14 protein-coding genes are annotated in these 13,984 nt (G+C 67.1%); 11 read left to right on the top strand and 3 right to left on the bottom strand.

Annotated elements, in window-relative coordinates:
• Nucleotides 1–21 precede the first annotated feature (21 nt).
• The 6 genes from ACWEWT_RS34240 (at nucleotide 22) to ACWEWT_RS34215 (ending at nucleotide 6,041) form a co-directional block, all read left to right on the top strand.
• Nucleotides 22–747 carry a phosphatidylserine decarboxylase gene (locus ACWEWT_RS34240; RefSeq protein ID WP_452564998.1) on the top strand — a complete coding sequence of 242 codons (726 nt, stop codon included), beginning with the start codon at nucleotides 22–24 and terminating at the stop codon, nucleotides 745–747.
• Nucleotides 747–1,670, top strand: coding sequence for a CDP-alcohol phosphatidyltransferase family protein (locus ACWEWT_RS34235; RefSeq protein ID WP_452564997.1), 924 nt, complete (start codon nucleotides 747–749; stop codon nucleotides 1,668–1,670). The genes ACWEWT_RS34240 and ACWEWT_RS34235 overlap by 1 nt, the downstream gene beginning before the upstream one ends.
• A gap of 62 nt (nucleotides 1,671–1,732) precedes the next feature.
• Nucleotides 1,733–2,491 (top strand): Clp protease N-terminal domain-containing protein, encoded by a 759-nt coding sequence (locus tag ACWEWT_RS34230; RefSeq protein WP_452564996.1) that lies wholly within the window; start codon nucleotides 1,733–1,735, stop codon nucleotides 2,489–2,491.
• An 81-nt stretch (nucleotides 2,492–2,572) separates the two neighbouring features.
• Nucleotides 2,573–2,866, top strand: coding sequence for a hypothetical protein (locus ACWEWT_RS34225; protein ID WP_452564995.1), 294 nt, complete (start codon nucleotides 2,573–2,575; stop codon nucleotides 2,864–2,866).
• A gap of 341 nt (nucleotides 2,867–3,207) precedes the next feature.
• Complete coding sequence (groL, locus tag ACWEWT_RS34220) at nucleotides 3,208–4,833, top strand: chaperonin GroEL (RefSeq protein WP_452564994.1); 1,626 nt, start codon at nucleotides 3,208–3,210, stop codon at nucleotides 4,831–4,833.
• A gap of 578 nt (nucleotides 4,834–5,411) precedes the next feature.
• Complete coding sequence (locus tag ACWEWT_RS34215; RefSeq protein ID WP_452564993.1) at nucleotides 5,412–6,041, top strand: hypothetical protein; 630 nt, start codon at nucleotides 5,412–5,414, stop codon at nucleotides 6,039–6,041.
• Nucleotides 6,042–6,168: 127 nt separating this feature from the next.
• Here the strand turns inward: ACWEWT_RS34215 and ACWEWT_RS34210 are convergent, their stop codons facing one another.
• On the bottom strand, nucleotides 6,169–7,170 hold the full coding sequence (locus tag ACWEWT_RS34210) for an SMP-30/gluconolactonase/LRE family protein (RefSeq protein WP_452564992.1): 1,002 nt from the start codon (nucleotides 7,168–7,170) through the stop codon (nucleotides 6,169–6,171).
• Between the two features lie 120 nt (nucleotides 7,171–7,290).
• On the opposite strand from ACWEWT_RS34210, the gene ACWEWT_RS34205 reads away from it, so the two are divergent.
• A complete protein-coding gene (locus ACWEWT_RS34205) occupies nucleotides 7,291–7,770 on the top strand; it encodes a MarR family winged helix-turn-helix transcriptional regulator (RefSeq protein WP_452564991.1) in 480 nt (159 codons plus the stop codon).
• A 72-nt stretch (nucleotides 7,771–7,842) separates the two neighbouring features.
• Nucleotides 7,843–9,915, top strand: coding sequence for a prolyl oligopeptidase family serine peptidase (locus ACWEWT_RS34200; protein ID WP_452564990.1), 2,073 nt, complete (start codon nucleotides 7,843–7,845; stop codon nucleotides 9,913–9,915).
• Nucleotides 9,916–9,919: 4 nt separating this feature from the next.
• On the opposite strand, the gene ACWEWT_RS34195 is transcribed toward ACWEWT_RS34200, so the two are convergent.
• Nucleotides 9,920–10,780, bottom strand: coding sequence for an alpha/beta hydrolase family protein (locus tag ACWEWT_RS34195; protein WP_452564989.1), 861 nt, complete (start codon nucleotides 10,778–10,780; stop codon nucleotides 9,920–9,922).
• Between the two features lie 46 nt (nucleotides 10,781–10,826).
• Complete coding sequence (locus tag ACWEWT_RS34190) at nucleotides 10,827–11,459, bottom strand: TetR/AcrR family transcriptional regulator (protein WP_452564988.1); 633 nt, start codon at nucleotides 11,457–11,459, stop codon at nucleotides 10,827–10,829.
• A gap of 245 nt (nucleotides 11,460–11,704) precedes the next feature.
• Between ACWEWT_RS34190 and ACWEWT_RS34185 the strand changes: the two genes are divergently transcribed.
• The 3 genes from ACWEWT_RS34185 to ACWEWT_RS34175 all read left to right on the top strand — a co-directional run.
• The gene (locus ACWEWT_RS34185) at nucleotides 11,705–12,391 is read left to right on the top strand and encodes a ZIP family metal transporter (protein WP_452564987.1); all 687 of its coding nucleotides are present in this window, start codon (nucleotides 11,705–11,707) and stop codon (nucleotides 12,389–12,391) included.
• Nucleotides 12,392–12,454: 63 nt separating this feature from the next.
• A complete protein-coding gene (locus ACWEWT_RS34180; RefSeq protein WP_452564986.1) occupies nucleotides 12,455–13,759 on the top strand; it encodes an MFS transporter in 1,305 nt (434 codons plus the stop codon).
• 121 nt (nucleotides 13,760–13,880) lie between these two features.
• The coding region (locus ACWEWT_RS34175; RefSeq protein WP_452565018.1) for an FAD-dependent oxidoreductase at nucleotides 13,881–13,984 on the top strand (104 nt) is incomplete at its 3' end.

Genomic DNA, 13,984 nt, shown 5'->3' with positions numbered 1-13,984 from the left:
TCGAGTACGAAAGAGGAATCAGTGGCACGCCGTCCCACCCCGCCCGGCACCCCGGAAACCACCGGGCCGGCCCATCTGGCCGATCTGGTGCGCAGCGCGATCCCGCCGATGCATCCGGCGGGATTGCCCTTTGTGGCCGTCCCGCTGGGTATCGCGGTGCTCGGCCGGCGTCGCCGGTGGGTCCGCCGGGCCGCGGTAGCGGCCGCCGTGGCGAGTGCCACCTTCTTCCGGCACCCCCACCGCGTACCCCCGAACCGGCCCGGAGCGGTGGTCGCGCCGGCCGACGGTGAGGTGGCGCTGGTCGATACGGCGGCGCCGCCGCCCGAACTCGGCCTCGGCGATCAGCCGCTGCCCCGGGTGAGCATCTTCCTCTCGGTGCTCGACGTCCATGTGCAGCGCACGCCCGTCTCGGGGGTGGTGCGGGATGTGCAGTATCGGCGTGGACAGTTCAAATCCGCCGATCTGGCCGATGCGAGCGAGGTCAACGAGCGCAGCAGCATGCTGATCGACACCGCCGACGGGCAGCAGCTCGTGGTGGTCCAGATCGCGGGTCTGCTGGCCCGTCGCATCGTATGCGACGCCGCCCCCGGCGACCGGATCACCATCGGCGACACCTATGGATTGATCCGGTTCGGATCCCGGGTGGACACCTATTTCCCGGCCGGTACCGAACTACTGGTGAACATCGGACAGCGGACGATCGGGGGGGAGACGGTGCTGGCGGTTCTGCCGGCGGCGGACGCGTGATGGAGCAGGTCATCGAAGGCAGGCGGCGCCGATCGATCCGGTTGCTGCCCAGTATCGTCACGATCCTGGCGCTGTGTTCGGGATTGTCCGCGGTGAAGTTCGGCCTGGAGGGCGAACTGAAGATCGCGCTCGCCATGATCGGTGCCGCGGCTGTACTGGATACGCTCGACGGTCGGCTGGCCCGGTTGCTGTCGGCGACCACGAAGATCGGCGCGGAGCTGGATTCGCTCTCCGACGCGATCTCCTTCGGGGTGGCCCCCGCACTGGTGCTCTATGTCGTGCTGTTCAACGGTGAGAGCAGCGGTTCGGGCTGGATCATCGCGCTGCTGTTCGCGGTGAGCGTCGTCCTGCGGCTGGCCCGCTTCAACACCCTGCTGGACGACGACACCCGTCCCGACTGGGCGCGCGAGTTCTTCGTGGGGGTCCCGGCGCCCGCGGGCGCGCTCATCGCGATGGCGCCGATCGCGGTGTTCGTGCAATTCGGCGACGGCTGGTGGACGAGTTTCCCGGTGGTCGCGGCGTGGACGATATTCGCCGCGGCGCTGTGTGTGAGCACCATCCCGACACTGGCCCTGAAATCGGTATCGGTGGCACCGCAGGCCGCCGCCGGCTTGCTGGTGCTGGTCGCTCTGGCCGGTGCCGCGCTGATCACCTATCCGATCGTCCTGTTGCTGGTGCTGATCGTGCTGTACCTGGGGCATATCCCGTTCGCCTGGTACTCACAGCGCTGGGTGGCGGCCCGGCCCGAGACCTGGCAGTACAAACCGGCCGAGCGGCGCGCGCAGCGCCGGGCCGACCGTCGGTTGCCGGTCCTGCGGCGGCCGGAGATCCGGCGGCCGGTCCTACGGCGCCCCGAAATCCGGCGGCCGCAGTTGCGCGGTGATTCGCGATTGCGGTTGCGCCGTCCCGGCGGGCGGGGCTGAGACGGTTTCGCAATCGTCAACTTCGGGTTGACGCCTACCGAGCGTCAACCTATTGTTGACGCATGACGACAGTACGTTTGGACGACCTCATCGAGGTCATCAAAAAGGCACGTCCCGACAATGCTCTGGAACAGCTTTCCGACGCGGTGGTCACGGCAGGCCATCTCGGCGAACTCGCCGACCATCTGATCGGTCATTTCGTCGATCAGGCCCGCCGCTCGGGCGCCTCGTGGACCGAGATCGGCGCGAGTATGGGTGTCAGCAAACAGGCGGCCCAGAAGCGATTCGTGCCCAAACCTCCGGGTGATCCCGCCGACCAGGTGGACCCCAACGCGGGTTTCGCGCGATACACCGACCGGGCTCGCGCGGTCGTGGTCGCCGCCCAGGAAGCCGCCAATATTACCGGCAGTGCCGAGATATCCCTCGGTCATCTGGTGCTGGGGCTGCTCAGCGAGGCCGACAGTCTGGCCGGCCACCTCATCGTCGAACAGGGCGTCGCCCTGGCCGATCTGGCGAGTGCGGTGCTGGCCGCGGTGGGCGGGGACGAGACGGCCTCTCCCGAGGCGCTCAAGGCGGCGACTGCGGCCGGCCGGATGAGCGGGCTGGTTCCGTTCGGCGCCGACTCGAAGAAGGCGCTGGAACTGACGTTCCGGGAGGCGCTGCGGCTGGGGCACAACTACATCGGCACCGAACACATCCTGCTGGCTGTTCTGGAGCAGGAGAACGGTTCGGGAATCCTGACCGACGCCGGGCTGCGCAAGGCGCCGCTGGAGGCCCGGTTGACCGAGCTCCTCCGGCAGATCGTGGCCGAGAAGAAGTAGCGACCGCGCGTCGAGCGGGGCCACCGCCGACGGGGAGCCGGGTGCGCTCGATCCGGCCGGGGATCCCGGTAATCTATAGCAATGGCGGATGAAACGGACTCCGACCTGGTGGCCGGTGAGCACCGGGACGATCTGCTGCGCGCACTGACCTACGTCTCCACCGAATCGCTGTCGGACGGGAGCTATGTGGTCAACGGTGACCTACCGCCGGATGTCGCGCCGCCGTTCATACGCGCCATCATGCGGGTCGAGGCCGAGCTGCTGCTGCACGATGCCGAATTCGTCACCATCGACGAGGGTGAGCCGCGCACCCCGGAGGAGCGCCGTGCGGACGCTTTCCTCGCCCTGGCGCTGAGGGTCACCGACAGCCTTTGATCGATATTCGTGCCCACGCCCGCCGTAACAGGCGCGAACCCGCGATACTTCCCCGCCTCCCCGGTCGGCCCGCCTCGGTGGCCGGGGTCGATAGGGCTCCGACCCGCGACGCCGCAGGCGGCGCCACGAACACTGACCTTGCACTCGGCATCGGTGAGTGCTAAAAATGGCTTTGGCACTCCCCACCGGAGAGTGCCAAGGTCGGGACGGTGAGATCGGGTACCACGACACCCCTGGTCGTCCGTCGCGGGCACCGAACCTGGCCACAAGGGTAGCTAAGGGTGACCCGACAATGTGGTCATCCTGTGTGTCAGCCTCATTACTTGGAGGATCTCACCGCAATGGCCAAGACAATTGCGTACGACGAAGAGGCCCGTCGCGGCCTCGAGCGGGGCCTCAACAGCCTCGCCGACGCGGTCAAGGTGACGCTGGGCCCGAAGGGTCGCAACGTCGTGCTCGAGAAGAAGTGGGGCGCCCCCACGATCACCAACGATGGTGTGTCCATCGCCAAGGAGATCGAACTCGAGGACCCGTACGAGAAGATCGGCGCCGAGCTGGTCAAGGAAGTCGCCAAGAAGACCGACGACGTCGCGGGCGACGGCACCACCACCGCCACCGTGCTCGCCCAGGCGCTGGTGCGCGAGGGCCTGCGCAATGTCGCGGCCGGCGCGAACCCGCTGGGCCTGAAGCGTGGCATCGAGAAGGCCGTCGAGGCCGTCACCGCCAAGCTGCTCGACACCGCCAAGGAAGTCGAGACCAAGGAACAGATCGCCGCCACCGCCGGTATCTCCGCGGGTGACCCGTCCATCGGTGAGCTGATCGCCGAGGCCATGGACAAGGTCGGCAAAGAAGGCGTCATCACCGTCGAAGAGGCGCAGACCTTCGGTCTGTCGCTGGAGCTCACCGAGGGTATGCGCTTCGACAAGGGCTACATCTCGGGTTACTTCGTCACCGACCCCGAGCGTCAGGAAGCGGTCCTCGAGGATCCCTACCTGCTGCTGGTCGGCTCGAAGGTCTCCACCGTCAAGGACCTGCTGCCGCTGCTGGAGAAGGTCATCCAGGCCGGTAAGCCGCTGCTGATCATCGCCGAGGACGTCGAGGGCGAAGCCCTGTCGACCCTGGTCGTGAACAAGATCCGCGGCACCTTCAAGTCCGTCGCCGTCAAGGCCCCGGGCTTCGGTGACCGCCGCAAGGCCCAGCTCGCCGATATCGCCATCCTCACCGGTGGCGAGGTCATCAGCGAAGAGGTCGGCCTCTCCCTGGAGACCGCCGGTATCGAGCTGCTCGGCCAGGCGCGCAAGGTCGTCGTCACCAAGGACGAGACCACCATCGTCGAGGGCGCGGGCGACGCGGAGGCCATCCAGGGCCGCGTGGCGCAGATCCGCACCGAGATCGAGAACTCGGATTCGGACTACGACCGCGAGAAGCTGCAGGAGCGCCTGGCCAAGCTGGCCGGCGGTGTTGCGGTCATCAAGGCCGGTGCCGCGACCGAGGTCGAGCTCAAGGAGCGCAAGCACCGCATCGAAGATGCCGTGCGCAACGCCAAGGCCGCCGTCGAAGAGGGCATCGTCGCCGGTGGTGGCGTGGCCCTGCTGCAGTCGGCTCCGGCTCTGGAGGACCTGAAGCTCGACGGTGACGAGGCGACCGGCGCGAACATCGTGAAGGTGGCGCTCTCGGCTCCGCTGAAGCAGATCGCCTTCAACGCCGGCCTCGAGCCCGGCGTGGTCGCGGAGAAGGTTTCCAACCTGCCCGCCGGCCAGGGCCTCAACGCCGCGACCAACGAGTACGAGGACCTGCTCGCCGCCGGTGTCGCCGACCCGGTCAAGGTCACCCGCTCGGCTCTGCAGAACGCGGCCTCCATCGCGGCCCTGTTCCTGACCACCGAGGCTGTTGTCGCCGATAAGCCGGAGAAGGCCTCGGCCGCCCCGGCCGATCCGACCGGCGGCATGGGCGGCATGGACTTCTGAGTCCTGCCACCCGGCAACTTCTTCGGAACGAGGGCCGGTCCACCGTCACGGTGGACCGGCCCTCGTCTTGTTACGGGAACATTCGATTCTCAGGACCCGGATATCTACGGGGCGTAGGCCGGTGATGCCGTCGCAACGCCGAGGCCGCCGTCGAAGAGGGCATCGTCGCCGGTGGTGGTGTGGCCCTGCTGAAAGTCGGCTCCGGCTCTGACGGACCTGAAGCGGTGGCCATCGGGCACGAGTCACGAGCTATGCTGAGCGAACTTTTCGCTGCACCTGCGCTGCGGTGGTAGCCGGCTGGTCGAAATCGGAGGATTGCACTGCGGGACAGGGTGATCCCCGAGCTCGTCGAAAGGCTTCTGGGTGCGGCAGAGGGCGTGGCCAGGGTCCACGCGACTCCGCTGGAGGGGGTCGGACAGGGACTTCGCCGGGCTTCCGGGATCGGGCAGACCGACGAAGAGATCGCACGGTCGCTGCGGGGAATCGATTCCCGGGAAACAGACCGTACCCGGATCGATTCCTTCGATTATCGTGAGCTCTATCTCGAAGCTCGGCGTCACGACCGTAGCGATCCGACGGTGGCGAGGGAAGTCGAACGCCGTGGAAATGTCGCCGAAGGTGATCCGGTGTTGGCGCGGATGCTCAGGGCCCAAGGATTCGACGGCCCGCCCCTTCTCGTGGACGCCGACGGTATGCGGAGGGCGATCGACGCCGGTTGGGAGGAAATGTTCCGAGGCGTAAGCGGATCACAGTATGTAGCGGAATTCAAAACCGGGAAACTCTATCCGGGAAGGGATGAGACAGGTAGGGGCAACGGTATCTGGGTGTGGGGTCGCTCACCCACCTGGAGCGAATATGGTTCGCCCGAACGCCGGGAGACTTCTGCCGAGCTCCGCGACCTGGCCCTGGACTGTACGGGTGGCAAGCGGACTCCGAACAATGTGATCCGTATGGCGATGCATCCCGATGCTCTGCTGACCGATATGCAGTCCTTGGAGACAAGAAAACGTGACGAACTGAGTCGGATCGATACGCAGTTGTCCAGCGAGCCCGAGGGGTCTGCGAGACGAACCGATCTCGAAGCCCGCGCGTATGTGCTGGAAGATACGGGACGGCTCGCTACCGCTTACGGCTACGACGGATACTGGATCAACGGCACGCCTGCCTGGGTGTTCCTGAATCGCACCGTATTCGTAGTCGAGAAGTGAGCTGCGCAGTCGTGCTGGATCCGTCCGCACGAACACCGGTGTGGGTCGATTTGCCGATGGTCGCAGTTCACCGCTGAACCTCCGCGACGGCACCGGCCGCTCTCCCGGGCTCGACGGTCCCGGCACCTCAGATCCCGGAGATCGACAGCACTCGGAACGGTGTAGTGGGGGTACCGGGGCCCAGCGGGCCGCCGCTGTCGAACTGTGAGGCGACCACCAGGGTGCGGTCGGTGGTGTGGATCAGGGTGGTCGGGGTGGTCAGGGCGTCGTCGTGGTATTCGGCGGTGCGGGTGGCGGTCCGGCCGTTCTCGGACAGCGTCCAGCTGCTGAGGGTGTCGGCGGTGTTGTGTGCTGCTCGCAGGGTGTCGCCGTGCAGGTCCAGGCCGTCGGCGAGAGTCAGGTCACCGCCGGTGAGAGTGACTCGCTGTGCCGTGGCGGGGTTCCGGGTGAGATCGATGCGGTAGAGGTCGCCGCCGGTGGAATCCACCGTGAGGAGGTAGGCGCCCGACGGATCGGCGACGATACCGTTGAGGGTGTAGGCGGCGGGGTCGTGCGGTTCGAGTGCGTCCGCCAGGTCGAGGTACGGGTTCAGGCCGCTGTGACCGTCTCCGCTGACAGCCCGGGCCAATTCGGCGGGTGTTACGCGGTAGACGAGGTGGCGGCGGCTGTCGGTGAGATAGGCGGAGCCGTCTGGGCCCAGGGCGATATCGTTGACGAACCGTTCACCCGCTCCGGTCACATCGAAGCGGGCGAGCAGGCGGCGTGAACTGATTTCGTACACCGCCACTCCCGCGGTCGAGTCGATGACCCACAGTCGTCCGGCGGGATCGGCTCGTAATCCGTTCGCGGTCCGGCGGCCGTCTGTCCCGGCGGGGAGGAACACCTCGGCTCGGCCGGTCCCGGTGGCTGCGCGGTAGACGGTTCCGTCCGCGTAGGAGCCGATGAAGAAGTCGCCGCCGCGTTCGTCGAGGGCGATGCCCTCGGGGTAGACGCGTTCGCCGGGAAGTTCGAACGCGGTATCGACTCGCGTGGCCGGCGCCGGGTCGGCGGTGCCGCAACCTGCCAGAACGATCGCGACCGCCGCCGCGAGCGCTGCGGTGGTCCAGTGCCGGTGGATGTGGTGAGGCATATCTGTGCCCTTCTCCGATGCTTTTGTATGACCTGGAACATTCATGTGTCAGCTAAGTTAGATTAGACCTCTAATATTGGTCAAGACTCTAACTGCTCGGAGGGTGGATACCATGCGTGCATGACGTCCATGCCCGCCGAGGAGCGCATCGGTTCGTATGTCAAACGTGCCGAACAGGCGCGAATCGCGGCCAAGAGCGCCGCGCTCAAACCCATCGGCGTCACCGAGGCGCAATACGCGGCGCTGCTGTTCCTCGGCGAGAACCCCGGTATCTCGGCGGCGGCCCTGGCTCGCCTGTGCGGGGTGACTCCGCCGACGATGAACACGGTGCTGACCAATCTCGTCGACCGCGGACTGATCGAACGCACCCCGCATCCGTGGCACAGGAACATGTTGGAGACGCGGCTCACCGACGAAGGCGAGACGGTGGTGGATGCGGCCGACGCCCGGGCGATAGCGGTGGAACGAACTGTCGGTGACGGATTCACCGACGCCGAACGGGAAACCCTGTGCCGGTTGCTCTCCCGCTGCGCGGAGCTGTTCGATACCGCGCGGGTGGACGTACCGGCGGCTTTCGCCGCCACCCGCGACGAGGAATAGTCACCGCGAACACGGCGGGATCGCGGTGACCGCCGTTCCGTACCGGATGGCCGGCTGGGCCACAATGGTCCGATGAGTGGCGTACAGGACAGCGAAGCCGATCCCTATCTCTGGCTCGAAGAGGTCACCGGTGAGCGGGCACTCGACTTCGCCCGGGCGCGCAACGAGGTCGTCATGGAGCGGTTCGCCGTCGGCGACCGTTTCGACGAATTACAGCGCCGGATCCTGGACATGCTCGATACCGACGCCAAGATCGCTTTTCCCGGCCGGCGCGGGCAGTGGCTGTACAACTTCTGGCGGGACGCCGCGCATCCGCGGGGGCTGTGGCGGCGCACCACCTTCGCCGAGTACGTGCAACCGGAACCCGACTGGGATGTGCTCATCGACCTCGATGCGCTCGCGTCGGCCGAGGAGGAGAACTGGGTCTGGGGTGGTGCCGCGGTGTTGCGCCCGTCCCAGAACCGCGCGCTGATCAACCTGTCCCGCGGCGGCGCGGACGCCAAGGTCGTCCGTGAATTCGATCTGGAATCGAGAGAATTCATCGCACCGGCCGACGGCGGCTACTTCCTCCCCGAGGCGAAGTCGCGTATCGGCTGGATCGATATCGATTCCGTCTATGTCGGAACGGATTTCGGCCCGGGTTCGCTCACCGGTTCCGGATATCCCCGGATCGCGAAACGGTGGCATCGGGGGACCGTACTCGCTACCGCCGAAACGGTTTTCGAGGGTGAGATTGCCGATGTCTCGGTCTCCGCGGGTTACGACCGGACCCCCGGTTACGAGCGGCACTACATCGCCCGGGCCACCGATTTCTTCAACGAAGAAGTGTTTCTGCTGGAGGCCGACGGCTCCCGGGTCCATCTGGAAACCCCGTCGGATGCCAGTGAGTCCTGGTACAAGGAATGGTTGCTGGTGCGGCTGAAATCGCCGTGGGAGACCGGCGGCCGCACCTTCCCGGCGGGCGCGCTGATCGCCACGAATTTCACCGAGTTCCGCAACGGTGGACGTGATTTCGAGGTGCTGTTCGAACCGGATGCGCACACCTCGCTGCACGGATACGGCTGGACCGAGAACCATCTGCTGCTGGTGACCCTGAAGGATGTGCAGACCCAGCTCTACGTTCTCACCCCCGGGGCCGAGGGCTGGCGAACCGAACCGCTGGGCGATACCCCGGCGATGGCGACCACCGGTGTCATGAACCTCGATCCGCTCGAGGGCGGGGACGACTACATGCTCATGACCAGCGGGTTCACCACACCCACCACGCTGCTGGCGGGGGCGGTCGGGGAGCCGGCGGTCGAATGGAAACAGGAACCGGCGTTCTTCGACGCGACCGGTATCGAAACCGAGCAGTTCTTCGCCCGGTCCGACGACGGAACGGCCATCCCCTACTTCGTCATCCGGCATCGCGACAGCCGCGGTGCGCCGCGGCCCACGGTCATGTCCGGGTACGGCGGGTTCGAGCTCTCCCGGACGCCCGGCTACGGCGGTGCGTCCGGTATCGGGTGGCTGGAGCAGGGCGGTGTCTATGTGATGACCAATATCCGGGGCGGTGGGGAATACGGGCCGGAGTGGCACACCTCGGTCCAGAAAGAGAACCGCTGCAAGGTGTACGAGGATTTCTCGTCCATCGCCCGGGATCTCGTGACGCGCGGGATAACCACCGCAGCACAGCTCGGCGCCGTCGGGGGTAGCAACGGTGGTCTGCTGATGGGAGTGATGCTCACCCGGTATCCGGAGTTGTTCGGGGCGATCGTGTGCCAGGTCCCACTGCTGGATATGCGCCGGTATCACCTGCTGCTGGCCGGCGCGTCCTGGATGGCGGAGTACGGCGATCCGGATGTGCCCGAGGAATGGGCCTATATCAGCCGGTACTCGCCCTATCAGCGGGCCGCGGAGACCGGTGCCGGTGCCGCGTATCCACCGATCCTGCTCACCACCTCCACCCGCGACGACCGCGTGCATCCTGGTCATGCCCGGAAAATGGCTGCCTTGCTGGAGGAACAGGGACACCGGGTCTGGTACCACGAGAACATCGAGGGCGGGCACGGCGGTGCGGCCGACAACAAGCAGTCGGCGTTCCAGGCGGCGCTGATCTACGAGTTCTTCACCCAGCTGCTCATCGAGGGCCGCACCTCGAAATAACCGGTCACCGGTCGCGGAGCCACTTCTCGACGCGGTCGATCACGGCGGCCGGATCCTGTATCCAGCCGTTGTGACCGAGTGGCCGGGGTTCGTGCCAGGTGGTCGTCTCGGAATTCGGCAGTTTGTCGAGCAGGTGCCGGGCCGAGGCGCGCGGGGCGAGTTCGTCGCCGGACAGGGTGATCGAGAGCACGGGTAGCTTCAGCCGAGCGAGGCGTTCCTCGTAATCGATATCGGCACCGGCCGGCGCGAACCGGCCGGTGCGGGCCAGCCGGGCCCAATCGGAGATGAGCACCTTGGACTGCCGGCCGAATCCGTTGGGGCCGAGTTTGTCGCCGGGCCAGACTCCGGCCAGACCGGCCGTCAGCGATACCGCGGCGGTCCCGAGCAGCATCCCCGGTCCGAGGAGTCCGCGAAAACCCCGGTGATAGGGGGTCCCCGAGGCCACGAGTATCAGCCCCCCGAGCCGGCCGCGGATCCGTGCGGCGTACAGCGCCGCCAGTTGTCCGCCCATACTGTGACCCAGCAGGTACGGGGTGCTGTCCGGGAAGCGAGTGCGCACCACATCGAAGATCGCCGGGAAATCGACCGCGACCAGTTCGTGGTACCCGTAGGTGCTGGCCGCGCTCGCTTTGGGCGAGCTGTCACCGTTGCCGCGCAACTCGCCCACCGCGACATCGACCCCGCGGTCCGCGAGTCGGCGGGCGAAATAGAGGTAGTACTCGCCGGGCACGCCGAGTCCCGGTATCAGCACGACCACCGGACGCGGTGTGTCGAGTGTGACCGGGTACCGGTGCGGTCCCGTGGCCGGAAGCAGCCGCACCGGTACGGTGCTGCCGTCCGGCATCCGGATCGGAACTGTCTCCACCGGGTCGAGGCTAGCCGCCGAACCTTACCGGCGGCGGCTGCCGTGCTCAGGCCCGGATCGCACCCACGATGATCCGGCTCAGTACCCGGATCACCTCGTCCAGTGGCTGCCGGGGTTCGGCTCCGCTCCACTCGTCCACCACATAGTTGACCGCGCCGATGATGGCGAGCATGCGCAGATCGTAATCACCGGTCGGTATCTCACCGTGTAGCGCGGCGTCCTCCGCGGCCCGTGCGAGTACCGAACTCCAGGCTCGGCGTGATTCCCCGCGCATCTTCTCGACTTTGGTTCCGGCGCCGACAACTTCGACGAGCACGACCCGAGCCCGTCGCATATCGGTGCCGATGGATTGCACATAGGCACGGATGGCGCTGTCGATCCGCTGTAGGGCGCTGTGCTCGGTGCTCTGCTCCAGTGAGGCGAGCACCGCCGTCCGGGATTCCCGGTCGATGAGAGCGAACAGTTCCAGGAGTAAGGATTCGCGGCCGGTGAACTCCTCGTAGAACTGGCGCGAGGACAACCCTGCGTCTTTGCAAATGGCACCTACCGAGCTATTGGCATACCCGTCTCTCGCAAAAACCGTCAGGCCGGATTCGAGAAAACGAGCGCGGCGCTCGCGTTGCCGATCTTCTACGGGCTGCCCGGCATACCGTCGTCCCGAATTCGCTTCCTGTGACATCGGGCAGAACAATACCGAAAAGCCCGATCCCCTCGTCATCGATCTGGCCTTTCGTAGCATGGCGGTAGCATCGTGCGGGTTTGCCGAAAGTTGTCTGCCCGCAATCGGGGTCGCCGGGAAACCGCCAAATCGGACAGTACTCGGATAGGTGCAGGTACACGCTATTTTAGAGGGAAATTCTAGAATAATTTCTATCGGCCCGGCATGACCATTGCAATAACTCGGCAACACATAGTGTTCACCTTATGGGAACCGCACTGCTGTACGGGCTGGGTACCGCAATTCCATTGCTGATCGGCGCGGTCATCGGTTTGCGAACCACATTGCCCGGGCCATTGCTGGCCTCGCTGATGGCGTTCGGTGCGGGCACCATGATCGCCGCGGTATCCAACGAACTGTTCGAACCGGCGTTCCTGCAGGCGGGAGCATTCACCGCCGGGGCCGCGCTGTTTCTGGGCGCGACCGTGTACGTGGTCGCGAACCGGATCCTCGAACGCCGGCAGGGCGCGGGTGCGGTGGGGTGGGCGCTGATGCTCGGAACAGTGCTGGACGGAGTTCCGGAGAATACGGCGCTCGGGGTCTCGCTGAGTTCCGGTGGTGGGATGGTCCTGCTGGTCGCGATCGCGGCGGGCAATGTCCCGGAGGCGATCGGTGGTTCGGCCCTGCTGCACCGGCAGCGAAACGTCCCCACCCGTAGAGCATTCACGCTGTGGCTGCTCACCGGCGCGGTCCTCGTGCTGGTGACCGTCGCCGGCGATCTGCTCTCCGATCACCTGGAAGCGACCCATATCAGTGCGATCCAGGCCTTCGCGGGCGGCGCGACCATCGCGGTACTCGCCGATTCACTGATGCCGGAGGCATACCGGGAAGGTGGCTGGTGGGTCGGTATGGCGACCTCGGCCGGGTTTCTCGTCGCGTTTCTGCTGGGCTGACGGGCCGCGTGGCCGAAAAACCGGTTTCCTCCGGCCCATCGGCCGGTGCAGGATGCGGAAGATATGGCCGCCAACACTTTCCGCTCCGGGATCCGCCGCAACCTGCGGCCGCTGCGGGTGCGCGCCTTCCGCGGGATCTTCGTCGGTGCCGCGTGCTCCGGCGCCACCGACGGAATCGTGCCCGTGGCCTTCGCCGTGCACTCGATCGAGGCATTCGGCTCGGCCACTTCACTCACCGTCATCCTGATCGCCCTGTGGGCGGGCCGGTTCGCCTGCACGCCCGTGGCCGGTGTCACCGCCGCCCGGCGCGACCGGTTCGCGGTGATGATCGGGGCCGATGTGGTGCGAATCGTCGCACAGGGTGGACTGGCCCTGGTGCTGGTGGGCACGGGTCGTGATTCGCTGGCGGCCATGGTGGTTTCGGCCGCGCTCTTCGGTGCGGCCACTGCTTTCTACGCCCCCGCGCTGACCACGGTGCTGCCCGGAGTGGTGCCCGGACCTTGGCTGCGCCCGGCCAATGCCCTGATCGCGCTGGTCGCCGATATCAGTGTGCTGGTCGGTCCGGCGGTGGCGGTGGTGTTGTCGGCGACGGTGGGGTTCGTCTGGATCCTGGTGCTCGATTCGCTGACCTTCGGGATGAACCTGCTCGCCCTGATCTACGCGCGGCGGGCCGCCGGCACCGTGCCCGGCGACGGCGACGGCGACGGGTCGGCGGGCGGCCCGCGGCCGGTGTTGTCCGCGGGGTGGGTGACCCTGCGCGCGACGGTCGCCGGTGCGCCGTGGCTCGGCTGGTCGGTGATGTTGTGGTTCGTGGTGTCCTTCGTGATCGGCCTGGTGGCGGTGGCCGGCCCGGCGCTCACCGTCCCGGCGACCGGTGGTGGCGGGCTGTGGGCGGCACTCGCGACCGGTATGGCGCTGGCCGCGCTGGCCGGATCGCTGTCGGTGATCGCGGGGGCGGCGCGGTTCGGCTGGCGCTCCGGGTCCGCCGTGCTGACCGCCGCGGTCGGGTTCGAGGCGCTCGCCGTCGCGGGCTACGCACTGGGCATCGCCGGTCCGGTCGTACTGTTCCTCGGTTGCCTCACCGCGGGCTTCGCCGTCTCGATCACCGGGATCGTCTGGCAGGCGCTGATCCAGGCCGCGCTGCCGACCGACGAGCTCGGCGTGTTCAGTTCGGCCGAGGGTTTCGTCGGTGCGGCGGGGGTCCCGGCCGGGATGATCGCGGCCGGGGCGGCGTCGGCCGCCGGTGGGATCGAGTATGTCGCGGTGGTGGGCACGGTTGTCCTGCTCGTCTGCACCGCGGCCGTCCGGGTGACCATGCGCACATCCGGGACCGCGCGCGGGGCTCGCGCACCGGCCTCCGCGGGGTAGGTCCAGCACGATCGCGGCCCGTCACGGGCCCGATGACGCCGCGCGGGTATCGCCGGTGTGCTCAGCGGCGGGAGGCGGGCGGGTGGGCCGACCCACACCCGGGAGAGTTAGGCTCGACAGCGTGACTTCCCACTACGATGTCGTCGTTCTCGGTGCTGGTCCCGGCGGTTACGTCGCCGCGATCCGCGCCGCTCAACTCGGCCTGCGAACAGCGATCGTCGAGCA

Source organism: Nocardia sp. NPDC003963, assembly GCF_053605105.1.
Note: the sequence above shows the minus strand (reverse complement) of the source record. Positions and strands in the feature narration are given on the sequence as shown.